A 17,544-nucleotide genomic window follows, 5' to 3' on the forward strand; every position below is an offset into this window, starting at 1 on the left:
AACAATAAATTTCTGGTAAAATGTAGATAAAAATCAAAGGAGGGGAAGCAATGGACCAAAAAACTTTGGAAAATTTAATGGCAGCTTTTGCCGGGGAATCCCAGGCCAACCGAAAGTACTTAGCTTTTGCGAAAAAGGCGGAAGCGGAAGGTTATCCCAATATTGCCAAGCTTTTTAGAAGCGCGGCGGAAGCCGAAACCATACATGCTTTAAAACACTTGGAAGTTGCCGGTAAAATTGGCTCTACTTTAGAGAACCTGAAAACTGCGGTTGCCGGTGAAACTTACGAATTTACCGATATGTATCCGGAATTTATTAAAGAAGCTGAATCTTCCGGGGAAACTAATGCGGTTAGAAGTTTTAATTTTGCTTCCAAAGCCGAAGAAGTTCATGCCCGGCTTTACCAGGAGGCTTTAAGTGCCTTAGAAGCTGGTAAAGATGTGGAAGGAGAATATTACATTTGTCCAATTTGTGGGAATATTGAAAAGAAAAGGCCCGAGCGCTGCGCTATCTGCAATGCTCCGGGGGAAAAATTTTTCCAAGTTTAAACAAAATAGCCTTCGGTTTTTTCCGAAGGCTATTTCAATATTTACCAAAGTATTTTTATGCCAAAAAGGATAGACTAAAAAAAGAAAAAAACAATTGACAAATTTTACTTTAAGAAGTATTATCATTGTAAAGGTATAAAAATACTATAAAAAAGTTTCGCAAAAACTTACATAAGAGAAAAGGAGTGAAGCAAGGTGGCATTTTTACAGGATAAGGATGTACAGTTTCTTAAAGACAAATTTGCCAAAGAAATGGTCAACGATGTGACCGTTCGCTTTTTTACCAAAAGCCCGGTATTGGCTAATGATTGCCAGTATTGCGACCATACCAAACAGCTTTTAGAAGAATTAGCGGCTACCAGTGAAAAAATTAAGCTAGTAGTTCATACCTATCCTACCGAAAAAGAAATGGTGGAAAAATACGGTATCGACAAGATTCCTGCCATAGTTTTTGAAGCAAATGAGGATGTAGGGATTCGTTTTTACGGGATTCCTTCAGGCTATGAGTTTTCAACGGTAATTGAGACGATTATTGACCTTTCTAGAGGTAAGCCGGAACTTCCGGATAATGTTTTAGCTGAACTTTCTAAAGTTACCTCTCCGGTAACTATTAAGGTTTTTGTAACACCTACCTGACCGTACTGCCCACGGGCTGCAGTTGCAGCTAACCGGTTTGCTCAGGCTAACGCCAACATTCGGGCTGAAGTTATCGAAGTGAGCGAATTCCCGGAATTGGGCGATAAGTACAACGTTTTTGGTGTTCCCAAGTCTGTAATTAACGAGAAGGTAGAAATTGAAGGGGCAGCACCGGAAGCGATGTTTGTGCAAAAAATATTGGAAGCGGTACAGTAAAAAAAGCTGCGGGATAACCCGCAGCTTTTGTATATTTAACCTATACCTTGCCAAAATATTAATAAATTACGAACCGGAGGCAAGGTAATGGTTGAAAAGGCTTTAAAAATTATTGCACCTTTGCAAGCGTTTTTGGATAATGTTGAACCAACCCATGGATATGTCTTAAATAAAGCTTTAAAGCAATTGCAGGAAGAAAACTATAAAACAATTTATTATGAAAAATATTACCCATTAATTTACAGTGGCATGTATGCAGCGGATAAGGGCTGGCAAAATGTTAACCATTATTTTAATCCCCAAACGAAAAAAGGGTTATTTATTTTTATACCTGCCAGAGAAGTGTTGCAGCAGGAACTAAATAGTTTTTTAAAACTTCAAGAACAAAAAAACCCAAAAGCTTTCTGGCATTTTGGCCGAGCAGTCCACATTTTACAAGATTTTACTGAACCCCACCATTTAAAGCCTACTTTTTTAGATGGTCATAAAAAGTTTGAGCGTTGGGTGGGCAATAATATTAAAAAAATAATTAAAAACTTAAGTTTACCGTCTCTTTTTACGCCGTACTTAACTTTAGATGTAGAAACTTTTTGCCCCAAAATCCTAGACTATTATGATTTAGTTGGAAAAAAAGCTGGAGAACTTAACTACTACCGGGTTTCTAAGGAGCTACTGGCAGTAGCGGTGGAACTTACGAAGCTCATATTTTTAGAATTTGACAATTATTTTAAAAAATTTGGGTTATAAAATTGTTTTTACTTACATAATAATTTAGTGGGGGCGCAAAAGACTTATAACCGAAAAATTGAAATGGATTTTGCGAAGCGGCTGGGCAAGGAGACTTGCCCCCGTTTTTTATTTTTTTGGTATAATGAAAGAAAAAAACGGTGAGGAAAAATGGAATTTATTACTATTGAGGCTTTTTCAGAAGAAAGGTTTACCGAAAGAAAATCATTATTTATCGGTCGGGCGCTACCAGTAAGCTCCGAGGAGGAAGCAAGGGAGTTTATCGATGAGATAAAAGAAAAGCACAAAGATGCTACCCATAATGTTTATGCGTTCAGTATTGAAAACAGGATTACCCGGATGAGTGACGATGGTGAGCCTTCCGGTACCGCCGGACGACCCGTTTTGGAAGCAATTTTGCAAAAAAAACTAACCAATGTCTGTGTAGTGGTAACCCGGTACTTTGGGGGAATCCTTTTGGGAGCTGGGGGCTTAATTCGAGCTTACCGCAAAGCTGCTGAGCTTTGTTTGAATAATGCTTCTATAATCATTGTTAAGAAAATCCCGGTTTATAGAGTTACAGTTTGTTATGAGCATTGGTCACGGGTATTAAAACTTGCGGCTACCTTGGGCTTGCCGCAAAAGGAGCCGCAGTATCTTCAGGAAGTTACCGGGTATTTTGGAGTTATTCCTGAACTTGAAGAAAAATTTCTCCGGGAAGTAATTGATCTGTCTTCCGGCCAGGCAAAGATCCAAAAAGAGGATGAAATGCTGGTGAAATATAAAGAAGGTAAGTATTTACCCGTTTAAGGGGGGAAAGGATGAAAGTATTTGTGTATGGTACGCTTATGCAAAACCAGAAGGCGAATTTCCTGCTTTCCCGGCAAAAATTTTTAGGTCCCGGCGAAATTTATGGTTTTTCTTTGTTTAAGGTTTCTAACTGGTACCCCGGAGTAGTTAGGCGGGAGGGTGATCGGGTTAAAGGGGAGATTTATGAATTAGTATATGAACCAGAAAAGACTTTAGCCCGGCTTGACGATTATGAGGGGGAAGGTAGCTTGTACCAAAGGATTCTAACAAAAGCTATTGATCTTATGGACGAAGAACACGAAGTCTTTGTTTATGTTTATAACGGTACCGTGGATGAGGAAAAATACATACCCTATGACCAACAACCCTGGCAGGGTTAAAAATAAAAAAAGCCCTAAAAGGCTATCGTTTGGGTTGTGGGGTTTTTAAGGTTTACTCTCACCTTTTAGGGCCATGTTTTAAATTTCGACAAAAAAAGCAAAAACCCTTTTATTTTAAAGCTTGATAGTAAATTTTTTTTCTAAAAACGATTTTTTTTATCTTTTTACTTTTAACTAATTCTTGTAGCACTTCTTGAGTAAGGGTAAGAGAAATATTAAAATGAATTGCGATATCGCCTTTAGTTTGCGGTAGTATTAAAAGATGGAGGATTGCTTTTTTTAGATAAGCTTGCCGACAGGGACTTAAGTCGGCAAGCTTTTGGGCTCTAATATCGATAAAATTTGGATTTACGTTAAATTTTGTTAGAAAAAATAGTTGTCTAGCTTTTTGCCCAAAATTGCTACCTCCTTTTTATTCTGCTGGAACAAAATAAACATCAGTAGGTTTAAATTGAGAGAGGCGTTTAAACCTGGCTTTAACTTTCATGCCAATTTTAATTTCTCCGGGTTTTACACCCACCAGTCTTCCCAGGAAAAAGGTATCAACGTCCGGCCATTCTACTAAAATCAAATGAAACGGTGTTTCCTTTAAAAATTCTTCACTGCCAAAGTAGCAGGTAGTATAAGTATGCACGTAACCTTCTTTGGGTAGTTCAAACCATTCGGTAGGGCTACCGCAATGCATGCAGTGGGCCCGGGGAGTACCATACTTATAACCACAGCTAGGGCAGTAAGTACTTAGAAGTTTTCCTTCGGACAGACCTCTAAAAAATGGGGTATCCTGGGCATAGCTGTGAATATAGTCAATTTCATAATGGTGTTTTATAATCAAGGGGTCTAAATTAAAAACTATTGTTCCCGTTTGTTCGCTTTCCGGTAATTTAAAGTTTTTATTAGCCATTTTAAAACCCCCTTTCTAAAATAGAAACCGTAATGTAAGTGCCAGTACCGGCATGACTGTGAATTAATCCTCTTTTAGCATTTTTAATTTGCAGCTTGTCATTACCAAAATGCTTGCCGATGGTTCCCTGAAGCTGCCAGAAGGCAAAGACCGCTTGCATTAGACCGGTAGCACCTACTGGGTGGCCGCAAGCCAGAAGTCCGCCCGAGGGGTTTACCGGTACTTTCCCGTTGAGTTCGGCATAACCGCTTTCTACAAATTTACCGCCCTCACCGTACTTGCAAAGACCAAGGTCTTCATAGGTTTGAATTTCCGAGGAAGTGTAAGCGTCATGAAGTTCTACAAAATCCAGTTCTTTTAAAGGATCGGTTATTCCTGCCATTTTATACGCCTGCAGGGCTGCCATCCGCCCGCCCCGGAAAGAGTGCACTCCTGGATATTTTAAGTCTTTATAATCGTCTTCTTTTTCGTGGGGCAGTAAAATAACTTTTCCCGAGGGTCGGTCGGCTAAGCGCATCGTATCGGTACCGGTACCAATACCCGTGATTTTAACCGGTTTGTCGGTGAGTTTATAAGCCATTTCTTCCGAAGCCAGGATGGCTACCGCTGCTCCATCGGACATCACGCAAATGTCAAGTCGCTTTAAGGGGTCAGCGACCATTTCCGACTTTAACACGTCTTCAATTGTTAATTCCGCTGGAAATTGGCTGTAGGGGTTATAAATGGCATTTTTATGGTTTTTTACCGACACCATAGCTAATTGTTGTTCGGTGGTTCCAAATTCGTACATGTGTCGCCGGGCCATTAAAGCATAGTAACCGGTGTAAAATCCGCCTACGGGATAGTCAAAATTTGTATCTGAAGCATGAGCGATAAATTCGTTTCCTTTCCAGGTATTAACGTGAGACATGGTTTCAAAGCCGTAAGCCACGCAGACTTCAGCCCTACCGGATGCTATAGTTTCCCAGGCGGTTTGAAAGCATAATCCTCCAGTTGCGCCTCCGCCTTCAATTCTTTTGGACATTTTGGGAACTAAACCTAAATAATCCTGGACCATAATTCCGGCCATTAATTGCCGGGTAAAATGGTCGGAAAAATACGAAGCTACAGTGGCATCAATTTGTTCGCGGTCTAATTTTGGGATGTCATTCATAGCATAATCGAAAGCTTCTTTAACCATGTAACGAAAATCTTTGTCGGGGTTTGCTTTTTTAAATTTGGTAATGCCCCCGGCTACCATATAAACTGGACGCATCGAAAAACCTCCTTTTAATTTTATACCGGACAGCCAAGCTGCCGGGCGATGACCAGCCTTTGAATTTCTGACGTACCTTCACCGATGGTTAAAAGCTTGGCGTCTCGTAAAAACATTTCTACCTGATACTCGGTAATGTAACCGTAACCTCCGTGGATTTGTACCGCATCCAAGGCTACTTCCACGGCAATTTCCGAGGCGTAGAGTTTGGCCATAGCTGCCTCCTTGGCAAAGGGGCGGTTGTTTTCTTTAAGCCAGGCGGCTTTATAGGTAAGGTTTCTGGCCAGTTCAATCTTGGTGGCCATATCGGCCAGTTTGAAAGCAATTGCCTGGTTGGAGGATATGGGTTTCTTAAACTGAATTCGGGTGTTGGCATAGGCCAGTGCTTGCTCAAAAGCACCCTGGGCAACTCCTACCGAAAGAGCAGCAATTCCAATTCGCCCGTTGTTTAAAACCTGCAGAAACTGTTTAAATCCTTCCCCGGGTTTACCCAAAAGGTTTTCTTTGGGAATGCGGACATTTTCAAAGACCAGTTCGGTGGTATTGGAACCTCGCATGCCCAGCTTTTCCAGATTATCAATTATCGTAAAGCCGGGGGTACCAACTGGAACGATGAAGGCAGAGATTCCCCTGGTTCCTTTGCTGCGCTCGGTGACAGCAGTAATGGTAACGTATTTGGCGTAGCTGGCATTGGTTATAAACATTTTGCTGCCGTTTATGACGTAATGATCCCCGTCCAAAACGGCGGTGGTTTGGGTTCCACCGGCATCGGAGCCGGCATTTGGTTCAGTTAGGCCAAAGGCTCCTAAGTATTTACCAAGAGTTAATGGAGGCAGATAAGTTTCTTTTTGTTCTTCTGTTCCAAAAAGTAAAATTGGCATTGCTCCCAGGGAGATATGGGCCGAATAGGAAAGGGCCAGGGAAGGGCAAACCCTTGCTAACTCTTCTACAGCAATGGCAAAACTTAAATAATCGGAACCAATGCCTCCATACTTTTCCGGAATAGGGAGCCCCATAAGCCCCAGTTCCCCCAGTTGCCACCAGATTTCACCTGGAATTTTGCCGTTTTTGTCTATTTCCCGGACTTTGGGTTTTAAAACTTCCTCGGCAAACTTCCTTACGGTGGTCTGGAGTAGTTTATGTTCTTCGGAAAGCTCAAAATTCACCTCACTCCCTCCTTTCTTTACTAATTTCTTTCAAGGCACTGGGGTTTTCTAAAGAAGAAGTATCACTATTTACATCTCCTAAATAACTTTCCCGGATTAGGCGTCGCAATATTTTGCCGTTTCTGGTTTTAGGCAGGGCTTTGATGATTAATACGTCTTCGGGAGACAGAGCTTTAGAAAGTTTGGTCGCGATTTGGTTTTTGATTTTTTGGATAAGTTCCTCTTTGGCAATATCCTTTTTACTTGGAACGGCAACTACTACTAATACCTCTCCCTTAATTGGATGGGGCACTCCAAAGGCTGCCGATTCGGCTATTTCGGGGAGAGCGTTGACGATATTTTCCACTTCTGCCGGTCCCAGACGTTTTCCCGCAACTTTTATGGTGTCATCGGACCTTCCCAGGATGTACCAGTAGCCGTTTTCATCAATTTTGGCCCAGTCGCCATGAGCCCAGAGGTCCTGGCCAAAGCGGGAAAAATAGGTTTTTTCAAAACGCTCCGGTTCCTTAAAAAATCCCCGGGTAATACCGTTCCAGGGCCCTTTAATTACCAGTTCTCCCACCCGGTTTCTTACCGGTTTTCCCTTTTCATCGACCACGTCAGCATTAATTCCCGGTAAAACCCCGGTAAAAGCACAAGGAGGAATTGGGTGGATGGGGTAGGAAGCTAATATTCCTCCGGATATCTCCGTACCTCCGGAATAATTGATGATGGGAAGTTTACCTTTTCCTACTTTTGCAAAAAACCACTGCCAGGCTTCCTCGGTCCAGGGTTCACCGGTGGAACCTAAAATTCTAAGGCTTTTAAGGTTGAAGTTTGCCGGTTCGGCATCGGGAAAAGTCATGAGATGTCGGATTAAAGTTGGAGAAAGGCCTAAAACAGTAATTTGATGCTTTTCAATAAGTTCCCATAGCCGGGTGCGGTTCGGATAATCGGGAGAGCCTTCATAAAGAATTACTGTGCCACCAATCAATAAAGTTCCGTAAATTAACCAGGGCCCCATCATCCAGCCTAAATCGGTTATCCAAAAAACTCTGTCCTGGGGACCAATATCAAAGGCAAAGAGCATATCAATAGCGTTTTTTACCGGAAAGCCAATATGGGTATGAAGGGTTCCCTTGGGTTTTCCGGTCGTTCCGGAGGTATAGATGATTAAAAGGGGATCTTCGGTTTTGGTATCTGCCAGGGAAACTTCTTGCGTAAATTTTTCTTTCAGGTCGTTGTACCAATAAAGCTTTTCCCGGGAATAAGGAAGCTTTTGGGTATTGAAATTTGAAACCGTAAGAATAGCAGTGTTAAGGTCTTTAACTGCCTCAAGGGCTGTTTTTAAAAGAGAAACTTCCTGGCCCCGGCGGGAAAAGCCGTCAGCGGTGATTAACAGTTTAGCCCCGGAAAGGGTAACCCTTTCCCGGACCGCTTCCACGCCGTACCCGGAAAAAACCGGTACGGCCACAGCTCCGATATAGGCTAAAGCTAGCAAAAAGACTGGTGCTTCTTTAATCATCGGAAGGTAAATCGCAACCCTATCGCCCAAAGAAATGTCAAGATTTACAAGGACCGTTGCTGCCTTTTGGATTTCCCGGTAAAATTGTTGATAGGTCAGGGTTTCGACGGTAGAATTTTCTTTTTCGGCAATAATTGCAAGTTTTTCACCGTTTGCGAGGGCTTTTTTAACAACCGCGTCGTAGGCGATGTTAAAGCTGGCATTAGTAAAATATTTTGGATAGTGCCAGCCCTGGCTTAAATCTTCTATTTTTTCGTAGGGAGTGAAAAAAGTTAAGTCCAGTTGTTTGGCCATTTCCGAATAAAACCAGTCTGGATAGCTAAATGCTGCTTTAATTAACTCCTCAAAGCTTTTAAAGTGCCAGCGAGCCATAAAACGGGCAATAAAGCTTTCCTTTAAATGGCGTTCCTCCGGGATAAACAATTTTTCACCTCCTTTTTAAGAATTTTCTAAAAATTAAGAAAGCAAACTTCATGCCAACAAAAAAGTTAAAACCATAAAAATAGCTGCTTCACTTTTGAAGCAGCTAGCTAAGATCTACCCGAATTATTTTTGCAGCGATGCTTCACTATTGAAGCACTAAAAGCCGGTTTTAATGCCGTGTTTGCGGGCTTTTCTAATAAAGGAAGCCTGACTTATTCCTAAAGCCTTTGCGGCTTTGCGGGTTGAACCGTGGGTTTCTAAAGCTTTTAAAATAAGACTTTTTTCCACGGTATTGAGTTTTTTGGCTAGGGATAAATCTTCCGGATTTTCTTTTATTTTAACTGTGGTAAACAGATTTTGGTAATCTTCTAAAGTAACGATCTTACCCGTTGAAACAATGACAAGACGCTCCACAGTGTTACTGAGCTCCCGGACATTTCCGGGCCAGGGCTTTTCGGTCAAAAAATCAACCAGTTCCGGGGCGAAAAGTTTTTTAAAACCGTGTTTTTTGTTAAATACCTCCAAAAAATAGTGAATTAAAGCCGGGATATCTTCAGGACGCTCCCGCAGGGGCGGAATCACGATGGGAATTACATTTAAACGATAGTAGAGGTCTTCGCGAAAGGTTTTGTTTTTTACCATTTGGCTGAGGTCTCTATTGGTAGCGGCTATAATTCTTACATCTAATTTTCTCGGAGTCGTACTTCCAAGACGGTAAATTTCCTTGTCCTGTAAAACCCTTAAAAGCTTGGCTTGAAGCTGTAGGGGAAGGTCACCAATTTCATCTAAGAAAATTGTCCCGTGGTTGGCCAGTTCAAAGAGGCCGGGTTTTCCGTTTTTATTGGCGCCGGAAAAAGCTCCCTGCTCGTAGCCAAAAAGTTCTGATTCCAGGAGGTTGTCCGGTATGGCGGAACAGTTTATTTTAATGAAATTTTCCGTACGGCGCCTGCTTTCCTGGTGGATGAGGGAGGCAATTACTTCTTTACCGGAACCGGATTCTCCCAGTATTAGCACTGTCGCATCAATATCCGCAACGCGGCGGGCTAGTTCTACCACGTGCTCCATGGCAGCGCTTTTATAAACTATTGGTTGCTGGTATTGACTTTCCCGCAGGTGCTTTAAGGCTTCCCGGTAGTTTTCGAGGCGTTCGTTTAATAATGAATTTAGCCTTTTTAATTCTTTATAATAACTGCGAATTAAATCAGTACGGGTGACAATACCGATAATTTTACCATCACTATCTACTACGGGTACTCTCCCAACCGGTACTTCCCAGGTTTTATCGGCGTCTTCTTCCGGGGTAAAGGTAAAAAGTTCAGTAATCATCAGTTTTTTTACCGGTGTATCCGGAGAAAGGTTATTAAGGAAAGCATCAAGCACATGACTTTTAGTTATTAACCCTAAAAGTTTGTTACTTTGGTCAACCACCGGTAAAGCATCAATTTTGTTAAGACGCATAAGGTAAGTAGCTTCCCGCAATGTACCGTCAGGCTCAATGGCAATAAGCTTGGTAGTCATTATTTGCTTTATTTGCATAAATGTCACCCCTGATTAATATATTCTAAAAATTAAGACAAATTACCTGCTAATTTTTTAAAATATTTTTACTAAAAAAGAGCGGCAAAGTTACCGCTCTGTAATTATTTCTTTTATTTTTTCTAAAGTAGTTACATCTTCTAAGCTCGTAACATCACCTTTTACTTCACCTTTTGTTACCAATTCTTTTAACAACCGGCGCATAATTTTGCCGCTGGCGGTTTTAGGCATCACGGGAGTAAAATAGATTTTCGCCGGTTCAGCAATCTTACCGATTTTCTCAACTGCTATTTTTCTAATTTTTTCTTCTGATTCCTGCGTTACTTCATATCCTTGACGCAGTGTTACGAAGGCAATCGGAACTAACCCCTTGATTTCATCGGGAGCACCTACCACTGCCACTTCGGCAACTCCTTCCACTTCAATGATGGCACTTTCCATTTCCATGGTACTGAGGCGGTGACCGGCAACGTTTATTACATCATCAATCCGACCGGTAACCCAGAAATGACCATCTTTATCTTTAACTGCACCGTCGTTGGTAAAATAAGCCCCGGGTACTTGCCGGAAATAGCTTTTAAGATAAAGATCGTGTTCCTTCCAGAGGGTACGTACCAGCATAGGAATTGGTCTTGTCATAATTAAATTACCGGGGGTTTCCGGAGGTACCGGATTTCCTTCTTCGTCAACTACTTCTAACTTTGCCCCTAAGAACTGAATACCGCAGGAGCCCGGTTTCATCGGGGTAATCCAGGCAGCTCCTGCTAAGGGGGTGCCGGCCGTTTCCGTTTGCCCCCAGGTATTATTAATGTAAATTTTTTCTTTACCTAAATTTTCATACATCCAGTACCAGGCTTCGGGATTAAGCGGCTCTCCCACCGTGCAAATCACATCCAAGCAGGAAAGGTCGTAGGGTTCCATATACCGTTCGCCGTAACGCATTAGCATTCGTACGGCGGTTGGTGCGGTAAATAATTTATTTACCCGGTATTTATGGATTATCTGATAAAAACGATCGGGTTTAGGGTAGTCGATAGCTCCTTCGTAAAAAATGGTAGTAATACCGTTGGCAAGAGCTCCGACAATACCCCAGATATGCATTGTAAGCCAGCCGATGTCTGCCGTGCACCATAAAATATCTTCGGGGTGCAGGTCTAAGTGATATTTGGCGTAAATATAATTATTTACCGTAAAAGCAACACCGGAATGAACCACACCTTTAGGTTTTCCGGTGGTGCCGCTGGTGTAAAATACCAGACCCGGTTCGTTAGCTTCGATGGGTTCCGGTGGACAGTCTATTGGGGCTTTTTGCATTAATTCATCCCACCAGTAATCCCTGCCCGGAACCATCTTAACCGGTGTGTTAGTTCTTTTAACTACCACTACTTTTTGGATACTGTTGATTCCTTCGATAGCCTGATCAGCTTTGGGTTTTAAGGGTATTTCTTTACCGCGGCGATAGCCACCATCGGCGGTAATTAAGACCTGCGGCTCATAATGAATGAGCCGGTCCCGTAAGGCCTGTTCGGAAAATCCGGAAAAAACGGTATTGAAAATAATGCCGGTGCGGTAGCAGGCTAAAACGGCAATGACCGTTTCGGCTAGATTTGGAAGATAAATAGCCACCCGGTCGCCTTTTTTAAGGCCAAAGCTTTTTAAGACGTTGGCAAAACGGTTAACTTCGGCCCAGAGCATGCGGTAAGTATAAAATTTTGTTTCGTAATTTTCACCTTCCCAGATAAGGGCCAGTTTGTTGTTGGCTCCTTTTTCTAAATGGCGATCTAACATATTATAGGCCGGATTGGTGATGCCCCCAATAAAGTAACGAAAATTAGGAAGAGCCCCCTCAAAAGTTTTTTCCCAGGGATGAAGCCACCACAGTTCACGCGCCACGTCATTCCAGAACTTTTCCGGGTTATCCCAGGATAGTTTTAAAAGTTCGTTGAATTTTTCAATACTGCCCGCTACCGATTTTTTTACTTTTTCCGGATTAGGATAAAAAATCTTACTTTCTTTAATCATTTTTAACTCTTCCGTTAATTCTGTCATGAAAAACCCTCCTTTAAATTCTTTTTTTTAATTTTAAAAAAATAAAACTCTATTTAGGTAAAAAAAGGCTTAAATGTAAAAATAAAGAGGCGAATTGCTTAAATTCACTTTTTAGTGGTAATTTATAAAAGTACTTGACTACAGGGAAATATTAGTTTAAATTTAAGTTAACTAAAAACCCTCGGGGGTGCCGGATGAGCCCGGCTGAGAAGGCTTCGCGCTGAAGAAGCCTACCCTTTGAACCTGCTCTGGGTAATGCCAGCGGAGGGAGAGGAAATAATGATAAGTTACAGCCAACCTCTTCCATCTTCTGGGAGAGGTTGGCTTTTTTTGGGGAGGTATTCGATGGAAATTTACCGGATTATTGATGTTAATTTAAACCGGGCCCGGGAAGGAATCCGGGTGTTAGAGGAAGTAGCTCGCTTTGGTTTGGTGAGCAGGAAATTATTTGAGGAATTTAAACATTTGCGCCATTTTATCAAAGAAATAGAAAAAAGTCTTGCTGGAAATCCCTTGTGGTATCGGGATGCTCAAAACGACCCGGGACAGGAACTAAGCTCAGAGGAGATGGCGAGGAATAATTTGCGGGAGGTGGTGTTAGCTAACGCCAAAAGAGCTCAGGAAAGCCTGAGGGTTTTAGAAGAATTTGGGAAGCTGTTAGATGCTGCAATTGTCCTTAATGCCAAGAAAGCAAGGTTTTTACTTTATGAGCTGGAAAAAGAAGTTTTAACCTTAATTAAGCCTTCGGTGGATTTAACCTTATACGTACTTACCGATGATGTTTACCTTAACGAAGAAAAGTTCTGGAGGGTGGTCGAAGATTGCCTGAAAAATGGAGTGACAGCTTTCCAGTACCGGGCAAAAGGAAAAAAGGGAGCCGAAATGTACCGGGAGGGGTTAAGGCTGAAAGAGCTTTGTGCCAAATATGGGGTTTCGTTTTTTGTAAACGACCGGCTGGATCTGGGGATTGCTTTAAATGCCGATGGGCTACATCTGGGACAGGAGGATTTACCCCTGGAGGTGGCAAGAAAGCATTTTCCCGGAAAAATTATCGGGCTTTCGGCTACCAATTATGAAGAAGGGGTTTTAGGAATAAAGGCAGGAGCCGATTATCTTGGGCTTGGGCCAATTTTTCCCACGCCCACCAAGGAAGATGCCGCACCGCCCTGTGGGGTAGAAGTGATTCAGAAGCTTAAAGAGGAGTTTCCCAATACTTCGGTAATAGCTATTGGGGGTATTGATCAAGAAAAGGTTTCTGAGATTATTCGTGCCGGGGCCGATGGGATTGCGGTAATTTCGGCTGTATTTGGAGCAGAAAACCCGGCTCGGGCAGTTTATGAATTACGGGAAACAATAGTTAAAGCAAAGGAGTGAAGGATAATGACTCAACTTTTAAAAGCAAAAGAGGGAGTTATTACCAGGGAAATGGAAATAGTGGCTAGGGAGGAAGGAAAATCGCCGGAAGAAATCCGGCAAAAGGTAGCTCTGGGGGAAGTGGTAATACCAGCTAATGTTAATCACCAAAATTTACAGCCTAAAGGTATTGGGGCCGGACTAAAAGTAAAAGTTAATGCTAACCTTGGGACTTCGGAAAACCGCTGTTTTTATGAAGATGAACTAAAAAAATTAAAGGTGGCTATTAAAGCGGGAGCCGATGCAGTAATGGACTTAAGTACCGGCGGAAATCTTGATGAAATTAGAAGGGCGATTATAAAAGAAAGTTCGGTGCCGGTAGGGACCGTACCTTTATATCAGGCGGCAGCTGAAACGCTAAATAAATACGGTGATATAAGTCGTTTGGATCCGGAACTGCTGTTTGACGTTATCGAAAGACAAGCAGTTGACGGAGTTGACTTTATGACGGTGCATGTGGGGGTGACCCGGGAAATCCTTAAAGTTCTTGACCGGTTTCCCAGGGTAACGGAGGTGGTTAGTCGCGGTGGTTCTTTAACCATTGCCTGGATGGAAAAAAACGGAAGAGAAAATCCTTTGTATGAACAGTTCGATCGGCTTTTAGCTATTTGCCGGAAATACGACGTTACCATAAGCCTGGGGGACGGTTTAAGACCGGGAAGTATTGCGGATGCTACTGACCAGTTACAAATTATGGAATTAATGAAGCTCGGTGAACTGGTTAAGTATGCCCAAAATCAAGGCGTCCAGGTAATGGTGGAAGGCCCCGGGCATGTGCCCATCAATCAAATTGAAATGAATGTTAAACTTATGAAGCGGCTTTGCGCTAATGCTCCCTTTTATGTATTAGGGCCACTGGTTACCGACATTGCTCCGGGATACGACCATATTACTGCGGCGATTGGTGGCGCCTGGGCTGCGTACTTTGGGGCGGATTTCCTCTGTTGTGTTACTCCAGCGGAGCATTTAGGATTGCCCACGGTGGAAGATGTAGAAGAAGGGGTAATTGCCTTAAAAATTGCCGCTCATGCAGCCGATTTGGCCCGGGGGAACCGGGAAGCATGGAACTGGGATTATGACATGAGTGTAGCTCGAAAAGAGTTAAACTGGGAACGGCAGTTTGAACTGGCAATAAATCCCGAACGGGCCAGGAAAATGCGAATAGAGCGCGGCTCTCAAGACATAAAGAGCTGTTCCATGTGCGGGGAACTTTGTGCCATGAAAATTATGAATGAAAGGGGAGGAAAAAATGCTTGAAACGTTATGGGAAATCCGGGAGAAGGCCCTGGGCTTATCTCCTCTGGTGGTAAATTTAACCAATAATGTGGTGACTAATTTTACCGCAAACGTACTTTTAGCGGCCGGGGCTTCGCCGATCATGTCGGAGGGGATAGAAGAAGCTGACGATTTAGTCAAAATTGCTAATGCAGTAGTCATAAATATCGGAACCCTTCACTCCCGTCAGGTTGAGTATTTTAAGAAAGCAGTTTATTTAGCCAATAAATATCAAAAGCCTTTGCTGTTAGACCCGGTGGGTTTGGGAGCAACTAATTATCGTAATGATACGGTATTTGAACTGTTAGCTACCGGCAATTTTACTTTGATTCGGGGCAATTACGGAGAGATAAGTTTTTTGGCGGGAAACTCTTCTCAGGTAAAAGGGGTGGACAGTCAAACTTCCGATTTTGCAGCCGAAAATCTTACAGAAGTGGCTAAACGCTACAAAACTGTTCTGGTAGCAACTGGGCCGGTAGATTACGTTATTGCTGAAGGAGAATTGTATTTAAACAGTACCGGGGATATAATGCTTCAAAAAGTTACCGGAACCGGGTGTGCTCTAACCTCATTAATTGGTGCTTTTGTTGGGGTAACTGATGAACCGGCTCTTGCGGCCTTAGCGGCTTTAGCTTTTTACGGAGCGGCTTCCGAAAAAGCCCGGAAAATAAGTGCCGGTCCCGGGAGTTTTCTGGTAAATTTTGTAGATTCTCTTTATAATTTAACTAAAGAAGAGTTTTTGAAGTTAACTACGGAAAAAGTTCAAGTGTTACGGTGAGAAAAATGGAAGTTACAAAGATTGGGGAAGAAGGGATTATAGCTATTGCCCAGAAAGCTACTGAAGTATCTTCCGGGGTTATTTTGGGAATCGGGGATGATGCAGCGGTAGTTGAAATTAAGGGAAAGCTCCTTGTTACCACTGACTTATTGGTGGAAAACGTCCATTTTAAGCGAAATTACACGAAGCCGGAAATATTGGGGAAAAAGGCTTTAGCGGTAAATTTAAGCGACATTGCGGCAATGGGAGGTATACCTCGCTTTTGTCTGGTGAGCCTGGCTTTGCCCAAAACCACTGAAGTTAATTTTGTTGAAGGCTTTTACCAGGGATTAAAAAGTATGGCTAAAGAGTATGGGGTTACTTTAATTGGTGGCGATACTACCGGAGCTGGCAGCGAAATAATGGTGGCGGTCACGGTCCTGGGGGAAGCCTTAGAAGAAGGAGTTTTAACCCGAAGCGGAGCAAAACCCGGGGATGGGGTATATGTCTCCGGTTATCTCGGAGATAGCGCGGCAGGGCTTTATTTGCTTTTAAAGGAAAAATTGGGTTTATTGCCGGAAGAAGTGGAAAAATATCTGATTTCCCGGCACTTGGAACCCGAACCCAGATTGGAGTTAGGCCAGCTTCTCTGCCGTGAAAAATTTGCTACTTCTACCAATGATTTAAGTGACGGTCTTGTGAAAAAACTTCAGGAAATAGCGCGGTCTTCCGGGGTTGAAATTACGATTAACCGGGAGAAAATACCTTTGTCTTTTGCTCTTTTAACATTCTGCCAGCAATTTACCTTAAAACCTTTGGATTTGGCTTTACACGGCGGCGAAGATTATGAACTTTTGTTTACTGTGCCTGCCGAAAAGGAGGAAGAGCTTTTTAAACTGGACTTACCGCTGTTTAAAATTGGTATGGTTACGGGATATGATGAGCGGGGAAGGGTAAAAGCTGAAGATGGGGTAGTCTTGCAGGATAGGGGTTTCCAGCATTTTTAATTCTGAGGTGGAAGATATTTGCGCAGGGTAAAAATTATTTTTTTAACTTTTTTACTGGCAATTACCTTAACTAAAGCTTTTGCCAGTGCAGCTTCTCCGGCAAAGGAAATTAAACTTGTCTTTTTGGGGGATGTCTTAGCCGGCGGCAACTTAAATTATTACTACCAAAGATACGGCTATGATTATCCCTGGCAGAAGGTTAAAAAGTATTTTCAGGGTAAGCTTGTTTTTGCCAATTTAGAAAGCTGTATTTCTCTTCGGGGAAAGCCCGAAAAGAAAAAATACACTTTTCGGGGGCGACCGGAATTTTTAAAGGCTATGAAAAAGGCAGGAGTTACGGCGGTTTCGGTTGCTAATAACCACTCTGCGGATTATGGGCTAATAAGTCTTTATGATACCCTTGGCTACTTACGTCAAGAAGGGATTTACTACTCAGGAGCAGGAAGAGATGTTTATATCACGGAAATCCCCTGGCAGGGATATAAAATTGGTTTTCTTGCTTTTTCCCGGGTTATTCCTTCAACTGCCTGGGTGGCAAGCCCCAAAAAAACGGGAGTTTGGTCTATTTATGAGCCGAATGTAAGTAAAGTATTAAAATTAATTCATGAAAATGATGCTAAATACGATCTATTAGTGGTAAGCGTTCACTGGGGGGTGGAAAGGGATTTAACTCCAAATCCACCTGAAATAAAACTTGCCCATAAACTGGTTGAAGCGGGAGCCGATGTGGTGATGGGCCATCATCCGCATGTAGTGCAAAGGTATGAAATCTATAAAGGTAGACCAATCTTTTACAGCCTGGGTAACTTTATATTTACTTCCAATAGTAATAAAGAAACTGCAAAAACTGTTATTGTTGAAGCGGTATTTACGGGAAGGAAACTAAAAAGTGTGGATGTTAGGTATGGAGAAATGAAAAGAGGCCAGCCGGTCATTAAATAA

At 42.4% G+C, this 17,544-nt stretch carries 16 protein-coding genes, 1 pseudogene and 1 riboswitch; of the genes and pseudogenes, 11 read left to right on the forward strand and 6 right to left on the reverse strand.

What is annotated here, in order from left to right; genetic code table 11:
- Positions 1 to 50 precede the first annotated feature (50 nt).
- The 6 genes and pseudogenes from cpu_RS02490 to cpu_RS02510 all read left to right on the forward strand — a co-directional run bounded on the left by cpu_RS02490 (position 51) and on the right by cpu_RS02510 (position 3,316).
- Positions 51 to 548 (forward strand): rubrerythrin family protein, encoded by a 498-nt coding sequence (locus cpu_RS02490; RefSeq protein WP_075858404.1) that lies wholly within the window; start codon positions 51 to 53, stop codon positions 546 to 548.
- A gap of 195 nt (positions 549 to 743) precedes the next feature.
- Entirely contained in the window at positions 744 to 1,184 is a 441-nt protein-coding gene (locus tag cpu_RS02495; RefSeq protein ID WP_077177125.1) for a thioredoxin family protein, read from the forward strand.
- A 12-nt stretch (positions 1,185 to 1,196) separates the two neighbouring features.
- Positions 1,197 to 1,400 (forward strand): annotated as a pseudogene (locus cpu_RS13580) (thioredoxin family protein); the annotation flags it as partial.
- 87 nt (positions 1,401 to 1,487) lie between these two features.
- Positions 1,488 to 2,147: a zinc dependent phospholipase C family protein gene (locus cpu_RS02500; protein WP_075858405.1), complete on the forward strand. Its 660-nt coding sequence runs from the start codon at positions 1,488 to 1,490 to the stop codon at positions 2,145 to 2,147.
- A gap of 150 nt (positions 2,148 to 2,297) precedes the next feature.
- Positions 2,298 to 2,936 (forward strand): IMPACT family protein, encoded by a 639-nt coding sequence (locus tag cpu_RS02505; protein ID WP_075858406.1) that lies wholly within the window; start codon positions 2,298 to 2,300, stop codon positions 2,934 to 2,936.
- 11 nt (positions 2,937 to 2,947) lie between these two features.
- Positions 2,948 to 3,316 carry a gamma-glutamylcyclotransferase family protein gene (locus cpu_RS02510; RefSeq protein WP_075858407.1) on the forward strand — a complete coding sequence of 123 codons (369 nt, stop codon included), beginning with the start codon at positions 2,948 to 2,950 and terminating at the stop codon, positions 3,314 to 3,316.
- 412 nt (positions 3,317 to 3,728) lie between these two features.
- On the opposite strand, the gene cpu_RS02515 is transcribed toward cpu_RS02510, so the two are convergent.
- The 6 genes from cpu_RS02515 to acs form a co-directional block, all read right to left on the reverse strand.
- Positions 3,729 to 4,217, reverse strand: coding sequence for a Zn-ribbon domain-containing OB-fold protein (locus cpu_RS02515; protein WP_075858408.1), 489 nt, complete (start codon positions 4,215 to 4,217; stop codon positions 3,729 to 3,731).
- 1 nt (position 4,218) lies between these two features.
- Complete coding sequence (locus tag cpu_RS02520; protein ID WP_075858409.1) at positions 4,219 to 5,472, reverse strand: thiolase domain-containing protein; 1,254 nt, start codon at positions 5,470 to 5,472, stop codon at positions 4,219 to 4,221.
- 20 nt (positions 5,473 to 5,492) lie between these two features.
- Complete coding sequence (locus cpu_RS02525) at positions 5,493 to 6,638, reverse strand: acyl-CoA dehydrogenase (protein ID WP_075858410.1); 1,146 nt, start codon at positions 6,636 to 6,638, stop codon at positions 5,493 to 5,495.
- A 1-nt stretch (position 6,639) separates the two neighbouring features.
- Positions 6,640 to 8,565 (reverse strand): AMP-binding protein, encoded by a 1,926-nt coding sequence (locus tag cpu_RS02530; protein ID WP_075858411.1) that lies wholly within the window; start codon positions 8,563 to 8,565, stop codon positions 6,640 to 6,642.
- 156 nt (positions 8,566 to 8,721) lie between these two features.
- On the reverse strand, positions 8,722 to 10,101 hold the full coding sequence (locus cpu_RS02535; protein ID WP_075858412.1) for a sigma 54-interacting transcriptional regulator: 1,380 nt from the start codon (positions 10,099 to 10,101) through the stop codon (positions 8,722 to 8,724).
- A 90-nt stretch (positions 10,102 to 10,191) separates the two neighbouring features.
- On the reverse strand, positions 10,192 to 12,150 hold the full coding sequence (acs, locus tag cpu_RS02540; protein ID WP_075858413.1) for an acetate--CoA ligase: 1,959 nt from the start codon (positions 12,148 to 12,150) through the stop codon (positions 10,192 to 10,194).
- Between the two features lie 173 nt (positions 12,151 to 12,323).
- A riboswitch (TPP riboswitch) is annotated at positions 12,324 to 12,437 on the forward strand.
- Between the two features lie 58 nt (positions 12,438 to 12,495).
- Between acs and cpu_RS02545 the strand changes: the two genes are divergently transcribed.
- Genes cpu_RS02545 through cpu_RS02565 form a run of 5 tightly spaced genes read left to right on the forward strand, consistent with a single transcriptional unit; the run spans position 12,496 to position 17,544 of the window.
- Positions 12,496 to 13,524, forward strand: a complete 1,029-nt coding sequence (locus cpu_RS02545) for a thiamine phosphate synthase (RefSeq protein ID WP_075858414.1) — start codon at positions 12,496 to 12,498, stop codon at positions 13,522 to 13,524.
- 6 nt (positions 13,525 to 13,530) lie between these two features.
- Positions 13,531 to 14,820, forward strand: a complete 1,290-nt coding sequence (gene thiC, locus cpu_RS02550; RefSeq protein ID WP_075858415.1) for a phosphomethylpyrimidine synthase ThiC — start codon at positions 13,531 to 13,533, stop codon at positions 14,818 to 14,820.
- Entirely contained in the window at positions 14,813 to 15,616 is an 804-nt protein-coding gene (thiM, locus tag cpu_RS02555; protein WP_077177128.1) for a hydroxyethylthiazole kinase, read from the forward strand. The genes thiC and thiM overlap by 8 nt, the downstream gene beginning before the upstream one ends.
- A gap of 5 nt (positions 15,617 to 15,621) precedes the next feature.
- A complete protein-coding gene (gene thiL / locus cpu_RS02560; protein WP_075858417.1) occupies positions 15,622 to 16,602 on the forward strand; it encodes a thiamine-phosphate kinase in 981 nt (326 codons plus the stop codon).
- Positions 16,603 to 16,620: 18 nt separating this feature from the next.
- Positions 16,621 to 17,544 carry a CapA family protein gene (locus cpu_RS02565; RefSeq protein ID WP_075858418.1) on the forward strand — a complete coding sequence of 308 codons (924 nt, stop codon included), beginning with the start codon at positions 16,621 to 16,623 and terminating at the stop codon, positions 17,542 to 17,544.

The sequence above is a fragment of the Carboxydothermus pertinax genome (assembly GCF_001950255.1).
GTDB lineage: Bacteria > Bacillota > Z-2901 > Carboxydothermales > Carboxydothermaceae > Carboxydothermus > Carboxydothermus pertinax.